The organism is Streptomyces sp. NPDC101191 (genome assembly GCF_044767915.1).
Taxonomy (GTDB): domain Bacteria; phylum Actinomycetota; class Actinomycetes; order Streptomycetales; family Streptomycetaceae; genus Streptomyces.
In genome coordinates, this window is record NZ_JBIWOU010000001.1 from 982768 (window position 1) to 1000826 (window position 18059).

At 73.9% G+C, this 18059-nt stretch carries 18 protein-coding genes; 5 read left to right on the plus strand and 13 right to left on the minus strand.

What is annotated here, in order from left to right:
- Positions 1–23 precede the first annotated feature (23 nt).
- Together ACIRQF_RS04325 and ACIRQF_RS04330 are read left to right on the plus strand one after the other, a co-directional pair.
- Positions 24–944, plus strand: a complete 921-nt coding sequence (locus ACIRQF_RS04325; RefSeq protein WP_404088740.1) for an SDR family oxidoreductase — start codon at positions 24–26, stop codon at positions 942–944.
- 110 nt (positions 945–1054) lie between these two features.
- Positions 1055–1834 carry a VOC family protein gene (locus ACIRQF_RS04330; protein ID WP_404089525.1) on the plus strand — a complete coding sequence of 260 codons (780 nt, stop codon included), beginning with the start codon at positions 1055–1057 and terminating at the stop codon, positions 1832–1834.
- Between the two features lies 1 nt (position 1835).
- Here ACIRQF_RS04330 and ACIRQF_RS04335 read toward each other — a convergent pair whose 3' ends face one another.
- The 13 genes from ACIRQF_RS04335 to ACIRQF_RS04395 all read right to left on the minus strand — a co-directional run bounded on the left by ACIRQF_RS04335 (position 1836) and on the right by ACIRQF_RS04395 (position 15232).
- Positions 1836–2669 (minus strand): enoyl-CoA hydratase/isomerase family protein, encoded by an 834-nt coding sequence (locus tag ACIRQF_RS04335; RefSeq protein ID WP_404088742.1) that lies wholly within the window; start codon positions 2667–2669, stop codon positions 1836–1838.
- A 59-nt stretch (positions 2670–2728) separates the two neighbouring features.
- Positions 2729–3490 (minus strand): PIG-L deacetylase family protein, encoded by a 762-nt coding sequence (locus ACIRQF_RS04340; RefSeq protein WP_404088744.1) that lies wholly within the window; start codon positions 3488–3490, stop codon positions 2729–2731.
- A gap of 62 nt (positions 3491–3552) precedes the next feature.
- Positions 3553–4446, minus strand: coding sequence for an SIS domain-containing protein (locus tag ACIRQF_RS04345; RefSeq protein WP_404088746.1), 894 nt, complete (start codon positions 4444–4446; stop codon positions 3553–3555).
- 78 nt (positions 4447–4524) lie between these two features.
- On the minus strand, positions 4525–5673 hold the full coding sequence (locus ACIRQF_RS04350) for a substrate-binding domain-containing protein (RefSeq protein WP_404088748.1): 1149 nt from the start codon (positions 5671–5673) through the stop codon (positions 4525–4527).
- Positions 5674–5783: 110 nt separating this feature from the next.
- Positions 5784–7085, minus strand: a complete 1302-nt coding sequence (locus ACIRQF_RS04355) for an alpha/beta fold hydrolase (RefSeq protein WP_404088750.1) — start codon at positions 7083–7085, stop codon at positions 5784–5786.
- Between the two features lie 104 nt (positions 7086–7189).
- Positions 7190–7597, minus strand: coding sequence for a VOC family protein (locus tag ACIRQF_RS04360; protein WP_404088752.1), 408 nt, complete (start codon positions 7595–7597; stop codon positions 7190–7192).
- A 151-nt stretch (positions 7598–7748) separates the two neighbouring features.
- Positions 7749–8579: an ammonia-dependent NAD(+) synthetase gene (gene nadE / locus ACIRQF_RS04365; RefSeq protein WP_376636751.1), complete on the minus strand. Its 831-nt coding sequence runs from the start codon at positions 8577–8579 to the stop codon at positions 7749–7751.
- Between the two features lie 264 nt (positions 8580–8843).
- Positions 8844–10049, minus strand: a complete 1206-nt coding sequence (locus ACIRQF_RS04370) for a sulfite oxidase (RefSeq protein ID WP_404088755.1) — start codon at positions 10047–10049, stop codon at positions 8844–8846.
- Positions 10050–10181: 132 nt separating this feature from the next.
- Positions 10182–11753 (minus strand): molybdopterin-dependent oxidoreductase, encoded by a 1572-nt coding sequence (locus ACIRQF_RS04375; protein WP_404088757.1) that lies wholly within the window; start codon positions 11751–11753, stop codon positions 10182–10184.
- 92 nt (positions 11754–11845) lie between these two features.
- Positions 11846–12763 carry an amino acid ABC transporter permease gene (locus ACIRQF_RS04380; RefSeq protein ID WP_382486043.1) on the minus strand — a complete coding sequence of 306 codons (918 nt, stop codon included), beginning with the start codon at positions 12761–12763 and terminating at the stop codon, positions 11846–11848.
- The gene (locus ACIRQF_RS04385; RefSeq protein ID WP_382486045.1) at positions 12760–13425 is read right to left on the minus strand and encodes an amino acid ABC transporter permease; all 666 of its coding nucleotides are present in this window, start codon (positions 13423–13425) and stop codon (positions 12760–12762) included. The genes ACIRQF_RS04380 and ACIRQF_RS04385 overlap by 4 nt, the downstream gene beginning before the upstream one ends.
- A 10-nt stretch (positions 13426–13435) precedes the next feature.
- Positions 13436–14278, minus strand: a complete 843-nt coding sequence (locus tag ACIRQF_RS04390) for a glutamate ABC transporter substrate-binding protein (RefSeq protein WP_376636746.1) — start codon at positions 14276–14278, stop codon at positions 13436–13438.
- A 198-nt stretch (positions 14279–14476) separates the two neighbouring features.
- Complete coding sequence (locus ACIRQF_RS04395) at positions 14477–15232, minus strand: amino acid ABC transporter ATP-binding protein (protein WP_376636745.1); 756 nt, start codon at positions 15230–15232, stop codon at positions 14477–14479.
- 310 nt (positions 15233–15542) lie between these two features.
- Here ACIRQF_RS04395 and ACIRQF_RS04400 point away from each other — a divergent pair, with 310 nt between their 5' ends.
- From ACIRQF_RS04400 to ACIRQF_RS04410, 3 genes are all read left to right on the plus strand, one after another.
- Positions 15543–16109, plus strand: a complete 567-nt coding sequence (locus tag ACIRQF_RS04400; RefSeq protein WP_404088761.1) for a hypothetical protein — start codon at positions 15543–15545, stop codon at positions 16107–16109.
- On the plus strand, positions 16106–17380 hold the full coding sequence (locus ACIRQF_RS04405) for an ATP-grasp domain-containing protein (protein ID WP_404088763.1): 1275 nt from the start codon (positions 16106–16108) through the stop codon (positions 17378–17380). Before ACIRQF_RS04400 ends, ACIRQF_RS04405 begins: the two co-directional genes overlap by 4 nt.
- 170 nt (positions 17381–17550) lie before the next feature.
- Positions 17551–18009 (plus strand): cyclic nucleotide-binding domain-containing protein, encoded by a 459-nt coding sequence (locus tag ACIRQF_RS04410; protein WP_376636742.1) that lies wholly within the window; start codon positions 17551–17553, stop codon positions 18007–18009.
- The last annotated feature ends 50 nt before the right edge of the window (positions 18010–18059 follow it).

The following is an 18059-nucleotide window of genomic DNA, read 5'->3' on the forward strand; positions in this document are numbered from 1 at the left end:
GCCCGCGCGCTATCGATGCGCCCATGACCGACGACATGAGCGCCCGTCCGCCCGGCCTGCCGGCGCCTCCCCCGCTCGGTGCGGCCGCCCTGCCCGCGGGGACCTTCGCCGGGCGGGTCGTCCTGGTGACCGGTGGCGGTTCCGGGCTCGGGAAGGCGATCGCCGCCGAGTTCGCGCGCCTGGGGGGCGACCTGGTGATCGTCGGCCGGACGCCGGAACGCCTCGCGGCGGCGCGCGAGGAGCTGGCGGCGGTGGCGGGGACGCGGGTGGTGACCGGGGTGTGCGACATCCGCGAGCCGGAGCGCGTCGCCGCCGTGTTCGACGCCTGCGAGGCGGAGCTCGGCGCCCGGCCGGACGTCCTGGTGAACTGCGCCGCCGCCAACTTCCCCGTGCCGGCCGAGGACCTGTCGCCGAACGGCTGGCGCGCGGTCGTGGACATCACGCTCACCGGGACCTGGTTCGTGACGCGGGAGTTCGGTCGGCGGCACCTGGCGGCGGGGACGCCCGGCTCGGTCGTCAACGTCGGCGCCTCGTACGCCTGGACGGGCGGCCCCGGCCACGCGCACTCGGCGGCCGCGAAGGCGGGGGTGAAGAACCTGACGGAGACGCTGGCCGTGGAGTGGGGACCGTACGGGATCCAGGTGAACGGCCTGGTGCCCGGACTCGTGCCGCACGAGGACATGGTGGCGGACATCCGGGCGAACCTGGCTCGGGCTCCCGGCGGGCTGGGCGCCCGGCAGCCCGCCCTGCGGGTGGGCCGGCCGCGCGAGCTGGGCTGGGCGGCGACCTTCCTGGCCTCCCCGTACGCCCGGTTCGTCAGCGGGCACACGCTGGTGGTGGACGGGGCGAACTGGCAGCGGCGGTCCCTCGTCAACGAGACCGTGGTGCCGGTGCGGACCCAGCTGGGGCGCGGACGGTTCGGGGCGGCGGCCGACGGAGGGTAGGCCGTGCGGATGAAACCCGGCCGCCAGGGCTGCGCGGGCCGGGGGCGGGGACGAGGATCGGCCATGGTGACCGAAAGATCTTCACCCACCGGAAGGACGGGATGTCCCTCATGCTCGGTACGGACTTCACCACGGGCTCACCCAGCTGGATCGATCTCGGCAGCCCTGACACCGACGCCGCCGCCATGTTCTACGGGCGGGTGTTCGGCTGGGACTTCGCCTCCGCCGGGCCCGAGGGCGGCGGCTACGGCTTCTTCCAGCAGGACGGCCGGACGGTCGCGGCGGTCGGCCCGCTCACCGAGGAGGGCGCGAGCAGCGCCTGGACCGTCTACTTCCACACCCCCGACGCCGACGCCACCGCGCACGCGGCCGAGGCCAACGGCGGGACGGTGCGGATGGCGGCCTTCGACGTCATGGACGCGGGCCGGATGGCGGCCCTGACCGATCCGGGCGGCGCCCAGTTCGCGGTGTGGCAGCCGGGGAAGGTCAAGGGCCTGGACCGGACCTCGGAGCGCGACACCCTGCTCTGGGTGGAGCTGCACACCGGCGATCCGGAGGCCACCCTCTCCTTCTACGGCGCGCTGTTCGGCTGGCGCTGGGCGGCGATGGACGCGCCGGGCATGACGTACCGGGTGATCTCCACGGCCGAGGGCGACCAGCAGGACGCCTCGTTCGGCGGCGCTGCCCCTCTCCAGCCCGGGGCGGGGGTCTCGCGCTGGGTGCCGTACTTCATGGTGACGGACCCCGACGCGACCGCGGTGACGGTCCAGGAGAGCGGCGGTTCGGTCCTGATGCCCGCGGCGGACGTCCCCGAAGTGGGCCGGATCGCCTGGTTCGCGGACCCCTTCGGGGCGCCCTTCGCCGTCCTGAAGCCCTCCCCCACCATGTGAGTCAGCGACCTTCGAAGCGGGGCGGCCTGCGGGCCGCCTTCGCCATGTAGCCCTCGCGGGCGTCCTCGGAGGTGAGAGTGAGCGCGGCGGCGAGCGCGGTGCGGTCGAGCGCTGCGGACAGGCCCTGGTCGGCGTAGGCGTCGACATTGCGTTTCACGGCGCGGACGGCGAGCGGCGCGGCCGCCGCGACGGCGGCGGCCGTTCCGGCGGCCTCGTGCGCCAGGTCGGCCACGGGGACGACCTGCTGGACGAGGCCGAGCCGGGCGGCCGTGCCGGCGTCGATCCGACGGCCGGTGAGCGCCAGGTACTTGGCCCAGCCGGCTCCGGCCTCACGGGCGATCCGCAGGTCGCCGCCCGCGTCCACGGCGACCCCGATGCCGGTCTCGGGGAGGGCGAAGACGGCGTCCTCGGCGGCGATGCGGAGGTCGGCCATCAGGGCCAGTTCGAAGCCGAAGCCGAGGCAGTAGCCCTGGACGGCGGCGACGATCGGCTGCGGCAGCCGGGCGAAGGCGGCGAACCGCTCGTGCACCCAGCGGATGCCCTCGGCGTAGTTCTCGGTCCGTTCGGCCGCCGACCGGCCGGTGATGGCGCCGCCGGGCGCGGTGACGTCGATACCGGCGCAGAAGGCCCGGCCTTCGGCACGCAGCAGCACGACCCGGATCCGCTCGTCGAAACGGATCCGTTCGGCGAACACCCCGAGCTGCCGACTGGCCTCCCAGCTCCAGCCGTTGAGCTTCTCCGGGCGGCACAGGGTGAGCACCCCGACGCCGTCCTCGACCCGGAGGGTGAGCCGCTCCTCGCCCTCCGGGACGGCGTGGTCGAGCGTGTCGATCACCTTGCGCCCCCAGACTTCTGACGAATAGTCAGCCGACGTGGAAGCCTAACCGCGGGCCGCTAGCGGGGGAACACCTCGAACGCCACCGCCGGACGCCCGCCGAAGCGGCCGGCGGCGCGGCCGGTCGACTCGGCGACGAAGTCGCGGACGTACTCCTCGGCGTCCTGGTCCGTCAGGGCCTCGATGTACGTGCGGTGGGCGAGGAGCGAGCGGGTGGCGCGCTCCAGGCCCGGGCGGGCGTCCACGGCGTGGGTCGGCAGGTTCGAGCCGGCGACGGCCACCCAGCGGACCCCGTTCCAGGGTTCGAGGCCCTGCGCGGTGAGCTCGGGGAAGATCCAGCGGTTGCCCGCGTCCGCCGCGGCGTCCAGGGTGGCCCGGCCGACGGCACGGTGGTCGGGGGTGTTCCACCAGCCACCGGGCTCCGGACCCCAGGTGTCGCGGTGGTTGAGGGTGATGACGAGTTCGGGCCGGTGACGGCGGATCGCGGCGGCGATCTCGCGCCGCAGTCCCAGGCCGTACTCGATCATGCCGTCCGCGTGGTCGAGGAACTCGACGGTCTCCACGCCCACCACGGCGGCGCTGTCCCGCTGTTCCCGCTCGCGCAGCGGACCGCAGGTGGCCGGGTCGAGGGTGTCGATACCGGCCTCGCCCCGCGTCACCAGGACGTAGGCGACCTCCTTGCCCTCGTCCGTCCAGCCCGCGACGGCCGCGGCGCAGCCGTACTCCAGGTCGTCCGGGTGGGCGACGACGGCGAGCGCGCGCTGCCAGTCGGAGGGCATCTCGGTCAGCTGCGGCGGGGCCTCTTCGGAGTTCTCGATCATGGGCGCAGGATACGGGCCGGGCGGCGTCCGCAGGGGCCGGAGCGGCCCCGGCCGGTGCCCGCTCAGCGGGCGCCGGCGAGGATCACCGAGCGGGTGAGGTTCCGCGGGCGGTCGGGGTTGAGGCCGCGCCGGCCGGCCAGGGAGACGGCGAGCCGCTGGGCCCGCACCAGGGCGGCGACCGGGTCGACGGCGTCGGCGACGAACTGGGCTCCCGTTGCGGAGACCTCGTCGGCCAGGCCGGGCGGGACGGGACCGATGCACCAGACCAGGCTGCCGGGGTCGCTGATGCTGATCGCGCCGTGCCGGTACTCCATCGCCGGGTACGACTCCGTCCAGGCGCGGGCGGTCTCGCGGAGCTTGAGCGCGGCCTCCTCCGCGAGGCCCACGGTCCACCCGGTGCCGAGGAAGGTGAACTGGTTGTGCCGCTCCCAGGCGGCGGGCAGCGGCTCGTACAGGGCGAGCTCCGCGTCCACGATCGACGGGCCGAGGTCGACGCCGAGCCCGGCCCGCAGGAGCTGGAGCGCGGTGGTGGCGAACCGGGTCTGGACCACGGAGCGTTCGTCGGCGAACCCGAGGTCGAGCACGGTGTCCGCGTGGTGTCCGGCGGGGCTGTCGGGGACGCCGGTGAGGACCAGGGTCGGGATGCGGCCGGCGGCCCGGACGAGCAGCTCGGCGACCTCGGTGGTGGTGCCGGAGCGGGTGAGGGCGACGATCCGGTCGTAGCCCCGGCCGAGCGGGGTCGGGTCGGAGGCCGGGAAGGCGTCGGTCTCGCCCGCGCCCAGGGACTCCCGCAGGGCGGCGTAGGCGCGGGCGATGAAGTACGAGGTGCCGCAGCCGACCACGGCGATCCGCTCGCCGGTACGGGGCAGCAGCGCGACCCGCTCGGCGGCGATCTCGGCGGCTCGCCCCCAGCAGTCGGGCTGGCAGGCGATCTCGGTGTCGACGTGGGTGGTCATGTCCGTCCTCTCTCGGCGCGGGGAGCTCGGGGCTCGGACGGATTTCTATCCGGTGGCGCGAGAGCGCACCATGAGCAATCAGTGAGCAGGACTTGGACTTTTCTGCGCGCCTCCCCGTACGCCGTCCCCGGGCGTCGCCCCGCAGGAGGCGCGGACCACGAGCCGGGGCCGCAGTTGCACCTGGTGGAGGGGCGAGGCGTCGCCTTCGGTGAGCCGGCGCAGCAGGGTCTGCGCGGCGAGCCTGCCGACCTGGAACTTGGGCGGGGACACGGCCGTCAGCGGGGTCTCGGCGACGTCCGCGAACTCGTTGTCGTAGGAGATCAGTGCCAGGTCGTCGGGGACCCGCAGGCCCGCTCGGCGGGCGGCGCCGAGCACGAGGGTGGCCTCCCGGTCGCCGAAGCAGAGGGCGGCGGTGGCGCCGGCGGCGCGCAGCCCGGCCACGGCCCGGTCGGCGCGCTCCGGGTTCCACTCCCTCATCACGTCGCTTTCGTGCCAGGGCGCCGGCAGCCCGAGGTCGGAGATCGCCCGGGCGAAGCCGGACTCGATGGGGGCCGTGGTGGGGGCGTCGGAGCGGACCAGGAGGCCGATCCTGCGGTGCCCGAGGCCGCGCAGATGGCGTACGGCGTCGTAGGCGCCGCCCTCGTGGTCGGTGCACACGTGCTCGGTGGGGTCGCCGGGCCCGTACGCGGCGAGCCGCCGCTCGACGAGGACGGCGGGGACGGGCAGGGCGAGCAGCTCCTCGGCCCGGCGGCCCGGGTCGGTGGCGGTGTGCAGGGTGGGGACGAGGAGCAGGCCGTGGACGCCGGCGGTCAGGAGCCGTTCGACGGCGGCGTCCTCCTCGTCCGGGTCGTAGTGCGAGCAGGCGAGGACGAGTCGCGCGCCCGCGGCGGCCAGCTCCTTCTCGATGCCGTGCAGCACCCGCGGGTAGTAGAAGGCCGTGTCGGGGACGAGGACGCCCACCACCCTGCGGTCGGGGTGCTCCTCGGGGCGCTGGGCGGCGAACGTGCCCGCGCCCTGGCGGCGTTCGACCAGACCGAGCGCGACGAGGTCCTCGTAGGCGCGGCGCACCGTGGTCACCGAGACACCGCTCCCGGCGGCCAGGGCCCGCTCGGTGGGAAGCTTGCTCCCGGGCGGCCAGGTCCCGTCCAGCATGCCCTGGCGCAGCTGCGCCATGAGGGCCCGGAACTTCAGCTCGCGTCCGGCCGCCGGAATCTCGCGGTGAGCCAACGGACCCCCTGGTGCGCCGATTGCCGATCGATTGCGCGGCGAATCCTATCCCCGGCGGCGCGCATTGCTCCCTCCGGAGCACGTCCGCGCCCGGGGGCGCGCGGGCGCGCTCACAGCTGGTCGCGGGCGAGGGCGAGGAGACGGTCGAGGACGCGCCGGCCGCCGGCCCGTACGCCGTCGTGCTCGTACTCGTCGGTGACCCAGGTGCGCAGGCCGCGGACGGCCCGCGCGGTCTCCAGGGAGTGGGCGGTGTCCACGTACATGTCGTCGTGGTAGATCACGGCGGCGGCCGGCACCTCGTTCACGGCGAGGCGTGCGGGGTCGTAGAGCGGGGCCCAGTCCCCGCGGGCGGCGAGCAGCTCGGCGGTCTCGCGGAGCGGGGACAGTGCCGGGTCCGTGGTGAAGTGCCAGGGGTGGACGGTCTCCCCGGTGAGGAGGACGGGACCGTCGCCGGTGAGCGCCTTCCGGGCGTCGAACTCGGGGAACTCGGCGCGCACCCGCTCGGCGGCCCAGTCGGTGGGCCCTTGACCCTGGGCGTAGATGGCCTCGTGGAGGACGGCGTAGAGCGGGTGCCCGGCGTAGGACAGGTGGGCCTGGACGCTCTGGAGGAAGGCGTCGGAGAGGGCGGGACCGGCCGGGGTGGGGACGAAGGCGTCCTCCAGCAGCAGGTGCAGCTGGTGGCTGCCCTCCCCGCCGCCGAGGAGGATGCCGAGGGACTGGAAGGCCTCGGGCGTCAGCGCGCCGCCGCCGGGCAGGGTGACCGTCCGCTCGTGGAGGTGGGCGGCGATCCGGCGGACCCGCTCGACGTCGTCGGGGTAGCGGGCGTAGTGGGCCGCGTTCTTGGCCCGGACGCGCGGGTAGGCGGCCCGGTAGACCTCGTCCGCGGTGGCGTGCAGGGACGGCAGGCCGCCGGTGACGAGGACGGCGGCGAGGCCCTCGGGGGCGGTGGACAGGTAGTGGGTGGCACAGAAGCCGCCGAAGCTCTGGCCGAGGACGGTCCAGGGGGCGCCGAAGGTGAGTTCGCGGCGGATCAGCTCGCAGTCCTTGACGATGGAGTCGGCGCGGAAGTGCGCGAGGTAGGCGGCCTGCTCGCGCGGGGCGCCCCGGAGCGGCAGGGTCTGCCGGTTGGCGGGGGTGGAGCGGCCGGTGCCGCGCTGGTCCAGGAGCAGGACGCGGAACTCCTCCACGGCCCGGCCCAGCCAGGCCTGCGGGCCGATGAAGCGCCGGGCGCCGAAGCCGGGTCCGCCCTCCAGGTAGACCAGCCAGGGCAGGTCGGTGCGGTCCGCCTTGTCGCCGGCGACGACCTCGCGTCCGTAGATCTCGATCGTCTCGCCGTCCGGGCGCTCGTGGTCGAGGGGGACGGTGTAGTGGCGGTCGGTGAGGACGAGCCCGGGCTGGCGGTAGGTGGACAAGACGTGCTCCTGTTCGTGTCACCCCCGCCAGGACAGTGGATCACATGACGGCGGCGTCCACCGGGATCGGAGGCGGGACGGTGACCCGGGGCGGACGACGGGGGTCAACTCCCCGACCCGGCTCCCTGCCGCTGCAGGACGGCCAGGACGTTGTTCGCCGGGTCGGTGAACCAGGCGATGGCCGGGCCCCGGGGGTCCCGGCAGATGTCCTTGTCGTCGAACTCGAAGCCGGGGTAGCGCCGGAACTCCACCCCCCGCGCCTTCAGGCCGTCGACCGCGGACCCGATCTCGTCGACCTCGAAGTGGAGCACCGTGAAACTCGCCGGGCTGTGCTGGTCGCCCTTCGGGTAGACGAAGACCCTCGCCCCGTCGGCGAGGGTCAGGAACAGCATCCGCATGTCGCCGGTCCCCTCCTGCGACGTCCGGAGGCCGAGGGTCTCGTCGTAGAAGCGACGGGCGGCGTCGAGGTCGTCGACCGAGAAGCTGCTGAATGCCGCGGTGTTCCCGAGCACGGGCGGTTCTCCCTTCGATGGGGCGTCTGCTGACGTCCCTTCAGGGCACACCACCGGCCGTGCGCCCGGCCGCCCCCGCCACGCGGAAACGGCCGGATGGTCCCGCGCCCGTCACCCTGGGGTGGCCGGCGCGGGCGGAACCGCGCCCGGGTCAGGGAGCGATCGGCAGCCGGCGCTTGTGGTCGGTCAGCTCGTAGCGGCGCACGATCGAGGCGAAGGCCGCCTCGCCGACCGGCTTGCCCTCCAGGAAGTCGTCGATCTCGTCGTACGTCACGCCGAGCGCGTCCTCGTCGGGCTTGCCCGGCTCCAGGGTCTCCAGGTCGGCGGTCGGGGTCTTCCAGACCAGCTCGGCGGGGGCGCCCAGCTCGGCCGCGACGGCACGCACCCGGCGCTTGGTCAGGCCCGTCAGCGGGACGAGGTCGGCGGCGCCGTCGCCGTACTTCGTGAAGAAGCCGGAGACCGCCTCGGCGGCGTGGTCCGTGCCGACCACCAGGCCGTCGTGGGCGCCGGCGACCGCGTACTGGGCGATCATCCGCTGCCGGGCCTTGATGTTGCCGTGCACGAAGTCCTGGTGGTGGGCGTCGCGGAAGGCGACCCCGGCGGCGCGGCTCGCGTCGAGGGCGGCGTCGCTGGCCGGCCGGATGTCCACGGTGAGGACCTGGTCGGCCCGGATGAAGTCGAGCGCGAGCTGGGCGTCGTGCTCGTCGGCCTGGACGCCGTACGGCAGGCGCATGGCGTAGAAGGTGGCGTCGTGGCCGGCGGCGCGGGCACGCTCGACCGCGAGCTGGCAGAGGCGTCCGGTGGTGGTGGAGTCGACGCCGCCGCTGATGCCGAGGACCAGGGAGCGCAGACCGGTGGAGGTGAGGCGCTCGGCGAGGAAGGCGACCCGGCGCTCGATCTCCGCGCTCGGGTCGAAGGTCTCGGCGACCTCCAGCTCCCGGGCGATCTGCTGCTGCAGGGCGGTGGTCTCCGGGTCGGTCACGGAATGCTCCTCGGTCGTGCGGTGGCGGGCGGTGGACGTCCCGGGTCGACTCTATCCCGGCCCCCGCCCCGCACCGCGGGCCCGCGACCTCGAGTGACCCGGCACACCCTGGGGCCGGGCCGCTCGGGGCCGGGCCGCTCAGGGTTCGGAACCGGTCGGGGTCGGGGCAGCTCGGGGCCGGACCGCTCAGGGCCGGACCGCTCGGGGCCGGGCCGCTCAGGGTTCGGAACCGGTCGGGGACCGGGCCGCTCAGGGCCGGGCCGCTCAGGGCCGGACCCGCTCGGGGTCGCGGCCGTCCGTGCTCGGGGCCGCCCGGCCGTCGGCCGTCGACAGCCCGCTCGCGGACTGCTCCACGCACACGACCTCGACGCGCTGGACCAGGTTGTTGCCGAATCCGCCGCGGTTCCAGGGAGCCGTGAGCGGCTGGGTGTGGCCGGCGGCGTCCGTGGCGCGGGCGGTGAGCGTGTACGCGCCCGGGACCGCGGTCCAGGTCAGGCGCCACGCGGCCCAGGCCCAGGGCCGGTCCGGGTCGGCGATCACGTCGGCGTCGGTCCAGGTCCGTTCGCCGTCGGTGCTCAGCTCCACGCGGACCACGGGGGCGTGGCCGGACCAGGCGCGGCCGGACAGCGGGACCGCGCCGGGCCGGACGACACGGGTGCGGGACATGAAGTCGGGGAAGCCCGGCGGGATCATCAGGGCGCGGGGCGCGATGACGTCCACGGGCTCACCGGGGTCGTCGGCGGCCTGCCGGTAGCGGTAGGCGACGGCCTGCTGGAATCCGGTGAAGGGGGTGTCGGTGACCGTGATGTCCCGCAGCCACTTGACGCTCGCCATGCCGTACCAGCCGGGCACGACGAGCCGCAGCGGGTGCCCGTGCTGCGGCGGGAGCGGGTGCCCGTTCATCGTGTACGCCACGAGCACGCCGCGGGACGGGTCGGCGGCGACGGACAGCGGCAGGCTGCGCCGGTAGTCCTGCTCGGTGCCCCGCTCGACGCCGTGGTCGGCGCCGGTGAAGACGGCCTCGACGGCGCCGTCGGCGACGCCCGCCTCGGCGAGCAGCACGGCCAGCGGAACGCCCGTCCAGTCCGCCGTGCCGACGGCCTCCACGAGCCAGGGCTGGCTGACCGGGCGGGGGGCGAGACGGGCCCTGCCGTTGCCCGCGCACTCCAGGGTGACCCGATGGGTGACGGCGGGCCGCTCGCGCAGCGCCGCCGGGTCCAGCGTCAGGGGGCGGGCGACCCGGCCGCCGAGGGTGAGGCGCCAGTCCTCGGCCGCGCCGTCGACGTAGGGGATGTCGTAGTGGACCAGCACGTAGTGGAGGCCGGGCGGGGTGGTGTCGTAGCGCAGCGCCTCCAGGGGGAGGCCGTGGTTGCGGGCCGCGAGGGCCAGCTCCGAGGTGCTGACGCCCTCGTCGGGCCCCGCGAGCCGGCCCGGAGCGCTGACGTCCCTGAGATCGGGCGTGGCGTCCATGTCTTCATGGTGCGCCGCACGGACCGTCCGCTCATCCGCAGAGGGGCACGGGACTCCGCGCTCGCAGGCGGCCGATGGGGCGACGGCCGAAGGGACAGGGGCCACGGGGGAGGCGGCGGAGGGCGGTGGGGCTCAGCGCGCGTCGACGGTCACGTCGACCGAGTGGTAGCCGGTGGCCCCGTCGGGCATGGTGCCCTGCCGCTTCTCGGTCTGGACCGCGCCGGTGCCGTCCGTGGCCCGCACGGTGAGCGTGTGCCGGCCCGGCTCGGCCTGCCAGCGGTGGACCCACTGGCGCCAGGTGTCGCGGCTGTCCTGGGCACCGAGTTCGGCGTCCTGCCAGGGCCCGTCGTCGACCCGTACCTGCACCCGGGAGATGCCCCGGTGCTGGGCCCAGGCCACCCCGGCGACGGCGACGGTTCCGGCGCCGGCGCTGCTGAAGGCGCGCGGGGTGTCGATCCGCGACTCGGTCTTGACCGGGGCCTGGGCCGCCCAGCCGCGCGGCACCCAGTAGGCGTCGTACGCGGCGAAGGTCGTGAGCTCGATGGACGTGATCCACTTGCAGGCGGAGACGTAGCCGTACAGGCCGGGAACGACCATCCTGACGGGGAAGCCGTGCGCGAACGGCAGCGGCTCACCGTTCATGCCGAAGGCGAGGAGGGCGTCGCGGCCGTCCATGACGGTCTCGACGGGGCTGCCGATGGTCATGCCGTCCACGGAACGGGCCACCAGCTGGTCGGCCGGGCCGCCGGCCGCCGGGGGGCGCACCCCGCACTCGCGCAGCAGGTCGGCGAGACGGACGCCGAGCCAGCGGGCGTTGCCGACGAGGGAGCCGCCGACCTCGTTGGAGACACAGGCGAGCGTGACGTCCCGCTCGATCACCTCGCGGCGCATCAGCTCGCGCAGCGTGAAGACGCGCTCCCGGGGCACGCCCGTGCCGTGGACGCGCAGCTGCCAGGTGTCGGCGTCGATGCGGGGCACGACGAGGGCGGTGTCGACCCGGTAGAAGTCGCCGTTCGAGGTGACGAAGGGGCTGATGCCCTCGACCGGCAGCTGAGCCCCCGGCGGGACGGCGGGGGCGGGCGACGCCGGCCGGGGCAGCCGGAGCGCGTCACGGGAGGCCGTGGCGTGCTCGGAGCGGGTGGAGCCCACGCTGCGGGCGAGGAACGTCACGCCGGTCGCACCGATCACCATGCCGGCGCCGGTCAGCAGGAAGCCGCGCCGGTCCGGTGCCGGGGCGCCGGAGCGCGGCGCGGTCAGGTGCCGGACCAGGACCTGGAGCACGGTCGCGGCGGCCGCCGCCCCGGCGAGCGAGGGCAGCGCGTCGGTGAAGGAGCGCGAGTCCGGGCGGGTCACTGCGGCGAGCGCCCCCAGCACGCCGAGCACGCCGACTCCGGCGGCCGCGGCGCCCGGCCGGCGCAGGGCGAGCAGACCGAGGGCGGCGGCGAGGACGGCGAGCAGCACGAGGATGCCGAACTCCAGGACCGCCTTGTCGCTCTCGCCGAACGTACGGATCGCCCACTCCTTGACCGCGGTCGGCGTCCGGTCGACGACCGCGTCCCCCACGGCGGGCACGGGCCCCGCCTCGGGCCGCACCACGGCGGCGACGAGCGCGGCGACGGCGAGCCCGCCGAATCCGGCGACGAGGCCGGCGAGCGCGGCGAGGAGACGGTCCGTGGGGGTGAGCGTGGGGGGTGCGGCGGTCATGTCCTTGATTCTCGGCACGGAAGCGGGCCGAGGTGAGGGGGCGGGGCACTCGGTCACCGGACCGTAAGAAGTCACGGTCCGGTGGGCCTGCCTCAGGGACGCTCGCCGCCTCCCGTCGGCGGGTGCTCCCCCGGTACCGCGAGCTCCTCCACGGCCTCGGCGCCGACGACCGCGCCGGTGCTCTTCCTGCCGCGGCGCAGCCGGCCCTCCAGCCAGGCGGCGAAGGTGGTGAGGAGGAGGTTGAGGATCACGAAGACGACGGCGACGACGGTGAAGGACGCGATGGTGTTCGCGCCGTAGTTGGCGCTCATCGGGCGGACGGAGGCGAGGAGCTCCGAGAAGCCCAGCATGGCGCCGCCGAGCGCGGTGTCCTTGACGATGACGACGAGCTGGCTGACCAGGGCCGGGAGCATCGCCGTGACCGACTGCGGCAGCAGTACGTAGGTCATCGTCTGGCCCTTGCGCATGCCGATCGCCTTGGCCGCGTCGGTCTGGCCGGCGGGAAGGGCGAGGATGCCCGCGCGGACGACCTCGGCGAGGACGGAGGCGTTGTAGAGGACGAGGCCGGTGACGACCGCGTACAGGGGCCTGTTCTCCGGGCTGACGTCGGTGAACTCCGAGTAGGCGGCGTTCGCGAAGAGCATCAGGATCAGGACGGGGATGGCGCGGAAGAACTCCACGACGGTCCCGGCGACAGAGCGCACCCAGGCGTGGTCGGAGAGCCGGGCGATGCCGAGGAGCGCGCCGAGGGGCAGGGCGATGACCATGGCGAGCGCGGCTGCGATCACGGTGTTCTGCAGGGCCGGGAGGAGGTAGGTGGTCCAGACCCGGGAGTCGGTGAAGAACGGCGCCCACTTGGCCCAGTCGAGCTGGTTCTTGTCGGCGAGGCTCGCCACGACCCACCAGACGACCAGGGCCAGTCCGACGACGAAGAGCAGGGTGTAGAGGATGTTGCGGCGGCGGGCGTGCGGCCCCGGGACGTCGTAGAGGACGGTGGTTCTGGTCTTCATCGTTTCACCGCCACCTTCTTGGCGATCCAGCCGAGGAACAGCCCGGTGGGCAGGGTGAGGCAGATGAAGCCGAAGGCGAAGATCGCCGAGATGAGGATCAGCTGGGCCTCGTTCTCGATCATCTCGCGCATCAGCAGGGCGGCCTCGGCGACGCCGATCGCGGCGGCGACGGTGGTGTTCTTGGTCAGCGCGATGAGGACGTTGGTGAGCGGCCCGACGACCGAACGGAAGGCCTGGGGCAGCACGATGAGCCGCAACGTCTGGTTGAAGTTGAGCCCGATCGCGCGGGCGGCCTCGACCTGCCCGAGGGGGACGGTGTTGATGCCCGAGCGCAGCGCCTCGCACACGAAGGCCGAGGTGTACGCGATGAGACCGAGGACGGCCAGCCGGAAGTTGATGGTCGTGAAGTCCTCGGCGCCCAGGCTCACCCCCAGGGTCTGGAAGAGGCCGAGCGAGGTGAAGACGATGATGACGGTGAGCGGGATGTTGCGGACGATGTTGACGTAGACGGTGCCGAAGCCCCGCATGAGGGGGACGGGGCTGACGCGCATGGCGGCCAGCAGCGTCCCCCAGATCAGGGAGCCGATCGCGGAGTAGACCGTCAGCTGGACCGTGGTCCAGAAGGCTCCCAGCAGGTCGTAGCCTTCGAGGAAGTCGAACACGAGGGCCCGCTCACCGCACGACCACGCCGATCTTCGGTGCGGGTTCGTTCTGGTAGCCGGCGGGGCCGAGGTTCTTGTCCACGGCCGCCTGCCAGGATCCGTCGGCGACCATCTTCTCCAGCGCCTTGTTGATCTTGGCCTTGAGCTCGCTGCCCTTCTGGACGCCGATGCCGTAGTTCTCGTTGCTCAGCTTGAAGCCGCCGAGCTTGAACTTGCCCTTGAACTCGGGCTGGGCGGCGTATCCGGCGAGGATGGAGTCGTCGGTGGTGATGGCGTCGATGACCCCGTTCTCCAGGCCGGTGAGGCACTCGGAGTAGCCGCCGTACTCCTGGAGCTGCGCGTTCGGGGCGATCTTCGTCTTGACGTTCTGCGCGGACGTCGAACCCGTGACCGAGCAGAGCTTCTTGTTGTTCAGGTCCGAGGGCTTGGTGATGGATTTGTCGTCGGCGCGGATCAGCACGTCCTGGTGGGCGAGCAGGTACGGGCCGGCGAAGTCGACCTTCTGGAGCCGCTTGTCGTTGATCGAGTAGGAGGCCGCGATGAAGTCCACGTCGCCGCGCTGGAGCAGGGTCTCGCGGTCGGCGCTCTTGGCCTCCTTCCACTCGATGTCGGCGGGGTCGTGGCCGAGCTGCTTGGCGACGTAGGTCGCGACGTCGACGTCCAAGCCGGTGTACTTGCCGTCCGGCGTCTTGAGGCCGATGCCCGGCTGGTCGAACTTGATACCGACGACGATCTTGTCGTCTCCGTGGTCGGCCGGTACGGCGGAGGCGTAGCCGGCGCCGGTGAAGGACAGGACGACCGCGGTGGTAGCGGCCACGGTGAACCTTCGGTTCCTGAGCGGGTTCATGGTCATCACCCCACGGGTGTCGGTTCGGTTCGGTTCGGTTCGGGTCGGTCGGGATCAGGGCTCGGGCTCGGGTTCGGGTTCGGGTTCCGGTTCGGGGGGACGGGTACGGGGTCGGATTCGGCGGGTTCGGATTCGGCGGGCGGTACCGGGTCGGTGCCGCGGGACCGGTGTTGCGAGGCCGGGATGCGGGACCGGTGAAGCGGGTCAGTGGTGGAGGATCTTCGACAGGAAGTCCTTGGCCCGCTCGCTGCGCGGGTTGCCGAAGAACTCGTCGGGCGTGGCCGATTCGACGATGCGGCCGTCGGCCATGAACACCACGCGATTGGCCGCCGACCGCGCGAAGCCCATCTCGTGCGTCACCACCACCATCGTCATGCCGTCCCGGGCCAGCTGCTGCATCACCTCCAGGACCTCGTTGATCATCTCCGGGTCGAGCGCCGAGGTCGGCTCGTCGAACAGCATCACCTTCGGTTCCATGGCGAGCGCGCGGGCGATGGCCACGCGCTGCTGCTGGCCGCCGGAGAGCTGCGCCGGGTACTTGTCCGCCTGGTTGGCCACCCCGACCCGCTCCAGCAGTGTGCGGGCCCGTTCCTCGGCCTTCCCGCGGTCCTTCTTGCGGACCTTGATCTGTCCGAGGGTGACGTTGGCCAGCACGGTCTTGTGCGCGAAGAGGTTGAACGACTGGAAGACCATCCCGACGTCGGCGCGGAGCGCGGCGAGCGCCTTGCCCTCCGCCGGGAGCGGCTTGCCGTCGATGGTGATGCTGCCGGAGTCGATCGTCTCCAGCCGGTTGATGGCGCGGCAGAGCGTGGACTTCCCGGACCCGGAGGGCCCGATGACGACCACGACCTCTCCGCGGTGGATGGTGAGGTCGATGGACTGCAGCACATGGAGCGCGCCGAAGTGTTTGTCGACGTCTGCGAGGACGACGAGTGCGTCGCCTCCGTCCGGGACGCCCATGGCACCCTCCTCGGACACCGGCTGCGGGCTGCCGCTTCCTCTCCAGGTTCATGCTCCGCCCTCCGCTCGGCGGGCGCACGCCGGGCGGGCGGGACGGAAGGCCGGGTGCCGGACACGGACGGCCTCGGGGCCCGAGGGAGAGGGCACCGGACGGGCCGGGCGACCGCCCGACGCGCTCCGTCACCGGGCCGGGTGGCTGGATACCGGCGGTCCGTGACCGGTATGCGGGACGACACCCCGGAGGCCTTGCCCTCGGAGGCCCTCGATTGCTTGGATCCTTCCCGTCCCGGAACCGCGCACGATCTCGCCGGTGTCCACGCCGACGCCGAGGACGGAGCCTCCCATCACCGCCGTCATCCCGGAGTACCTGCGCGCCGAGGGCTGCGTGCTGGCCGACTCCCTCATCCCGCTCGTCAACCGCTTCCGCGCCCGCCAGTCCGACGACGGCACGCTGCCCGCGCCGGACCGGGCCGACCGCGCGCTGCTGCTGCGGATCCGGGAGGAGGGCGCCGCCTGGTACCGGCGGCACGCGCTCGACGAGCAGGCCGAGGCGCTGGAGGCCGACCTCGACGGCTGGCTGGCCGCCGGCCTGGACAGCCCGCCGCACTTCGGGCACTCGCACAAGGCCCTTCCCGCGCCCGCGCCCGGCGAGACCGTCTTCCTCCTCGCCGCCGACGGGCCGGGCGACCGCGCCCCGCACGAGGGCCGGCGCCTGGGCTGCCTCTTCGCCCTGTACGGGACGTCCGCGCCGGGCGGGACGTCCGCGCCGGCACCGTACGGATCCACGGGCAGCGCCCCGTCCCTGGTGCTGATCGCCGGCAGCGAGGGCGCCCGCGCCTCCGTCGCGCCTGCCGCCGCCGAGGGCGGACGGGCGTGACGGCGGCGGAGCGGCCTACCCTCGTCCTCGTCTTTCAGCGTGCGTCCCTGCCCTGGATCTTCGAGGGGGCCGTCCGGGCCGGAGTCGACCTGGTTCTGGTGCCCCGGCCCGACGAGGAGGTGCCGGCGGACCGGCTGCCGCCCGGCGTCGTCGAGCTGCTGCCGCTGGACCCGGAGGGCGACCCGGCCGGCGCCCTCGGAGCGCTCCGCGAGCGCCACGCGTCCCGGCCCTTCCAGGGCATCGCCACCCTCTACGACCCGCTGGTGCCGTTCGTCGCGGAGGCGGCCGAGCTGCTCGGTCTGCCAGGCATCGGCCGTGACGCGGCGCTCGGCGCGCAGGACAAGCGGGTGATGCGGGAACGGCTCGCGGCGGCCGGGCTCCATGTGCCGCGCTTCGTACGGGTCGACGGCCCCGACGCGGAGCCGTGGCTCGCGGCGGCCGGAGAGCTGGACTTCCCGGTGGTGGTGAAGCCCGCGCACGGCTACTCCAGCCTCGGCGTGACCAGGGCGGACACGCCGGCCGAGCTCCGTGGCACGATCGCCGGGGTGCGCCGGCTGTGCGCGGACAAGCTGGGCGTGGAGGACGCGGCGCTGGTCGTCGAGGAGTACCTGGACGGGCCCGAGATCGCCGTCGAGTCACTGGCGGCCGGGGGCCGCGTGCGGGTGCTGTCCGTGGGCTACAAGGGCGAGCCGGAGGGCCCGTACTTCGAGGAGAGCGTCTACCGGGCGCCCGCCCCGCTGCTGGACGCGGTGCGCGACGCGGTCGTGCGCGAGGTGACCGCCGCGCACGCGGCGCTCGGCATCACCGACGGCCCCGCCCACACCGAGCTGCGGCTGCGCGGCGGGACGCGGCCGTACCTGCTGGAGATGGGCGCCCGGATCGGCGGCTCGGGCGTCTCCCACTACGTGGCCTCGCACGTCTCCGGGATCGACCTGGCGGCGGAGACGGTACGGATCGCGGTCGGCCGGCCGCCGACCTTCGCGATGACGGAGGGTCTGGCGGCCCCGGTGGGCGCCGCAGCCAACTACATCGTGCCGTGCGGCGGGTACGGGCGGATCACCGCGCTGCACGGCCTGGACGAGGTCCGGGCCGATCCCCGCGTCGACCACGTGGTGCAGATGCTCTTCCCGGGCGACGAGGTGCGCCCGTACCCGGACTTCACCGGCTACCCGGCCTTCGTGATCTCCCGGCACGACAGCACGGCGGACGCCGAGGACTTCCACGCCCACCTGGAACGGACCGTCCGGATCGACTACGCGCCCGGGGCCTGACCGACGGGCCCGTCCGCACGGAGGGCGACCGCACGGCCACCCTCCGTCGACGCCGCACGACCTCGCGTACGGCGTCCGTGTGACCGGGCTGGTGCGGCGACTGCGTACCGGGCGGGGGCGACGGACACTGGAGGCGGACGCACCCAGCCGCAGGTCCGAGGAGGTCCGCCATGAGCACCGCCGCACCCAAGGTCAGCACGCTGCCGCCGGAGCACCGGGAACGGCTCATGGCCTTCGCCGAGGACGTGTACTTCGAATCCGGTCACCGTCTCTTCGAGGAGCAGGACCGTGCCGACCGCTTCTGGATCGTGAAGACGGGCGCGGTCACGCTCGACGCCAAGGTGCCGGGGCGTGGCTCACCGGTGATCGAGACGCTGCGGCACGGGGAGCTCGTGGGCCTGTCGTGGCTGTTCCCGCCGTATCTGTGCCAGTCGGGCGCGGAGGCGATGACGCCGGTCAGGGCCCATGAGTTCGACGCGACAGCGGTGCGCTCGATGTGCCGTACGGACGCCGAGTTCGGCGCGTCCGTGACGTTCTGGGTGGGGCAGATCCTGGCCCATCGGCTGCATGTGACGCGTGTGCGGCTGCTCGACCTGTACGCCCCGCACGGAAGCGGCATCCTGGCCTGAAAGCGCCTGCGGCCGGGGCCGCGCCCCGGCCGGCGGGACCGCCACGCGGA

What these genes read in the sequence shown, in the direction of transcription:
- ACIRQF_RS04325 (WP_404088740.1), top strand. Translation starts at nt 24, where the DNA reads ATGACCGACGACATGAGCGCCCGTCCGCCCGGCCTGCCGGCGCCTCCC.
- ACIRQF_RS04330 (WP_404089525.1), top strand. Translation starts at nt 1,055, where the DNA reads ATGCTCGGTACGGACTTCACCACGGGCTCACCCAGCTGGATCGATCTC.
- ACIRQF_RS04340 (WP_404088744.1), bottom strand. Translation starts at nt 3,490, where the DNA reads ATGATCGAGAACTCCGAAGAGGCCCCGCCGCAGCTGACCGAGATGCCC.
- ACIRQF_RS04345 (WP_404088746.1), bottom strand. Translation starts at nt 4,446, where the DNA reads ATGACCACCCACGTCGACACCGAGATCGCCTGCCAGCCCGACTGCTGG.
- ACIRQF_RS04370 (WP_404088755.1), bottom strand. Translation starts at nt 10,049, where the DNA reads ATGGACGCCACGCCCGATCTCAGGGACGTCAGCGCTCCGGGCCGGCTC.
- ACIRQF_RS04375 (WP_404088757.1), bottom strand. Translation starts at nt 11,753, where the DNA reads ATGACCGCCGCACCCCCCACGCTCACCCCCACGGACCGTCTCCTCGCC.
- ACIRQF_RS04380 (WP_382486043.1), bottom strand. Translation starts at nt 12,763, where the DNA reads ATGAAGACCAGAACCACCGTCCTCTACGACGTCCCGGGGCCGCACGCC.
- ACIRQF_RS04390 (WP_376636746.1), bottom strand. Translation starts at nt 14,278, where the DNA reads ATGACCATGAACCCGCTCAGGAACCGAAGGTTCACCGTGGCCGCTACC.
- ACIRQF_RS04395 (WP_376636745.1), bottom strand. Translation starts at nt 15,232, where the DNA reads ATGGGCGTCCCGGACGGAGGCGACGCACTCGTCGTCCTCGCAGACGTC.
- ACIRQF_RS04410 (WP_376636742.1), top strand. Translation starts at nt 17,551, where the DNA reads ATGAGCACCGCCGCACCCAAGGTCAGCACGCTGCCGCCGGAGCACCGG.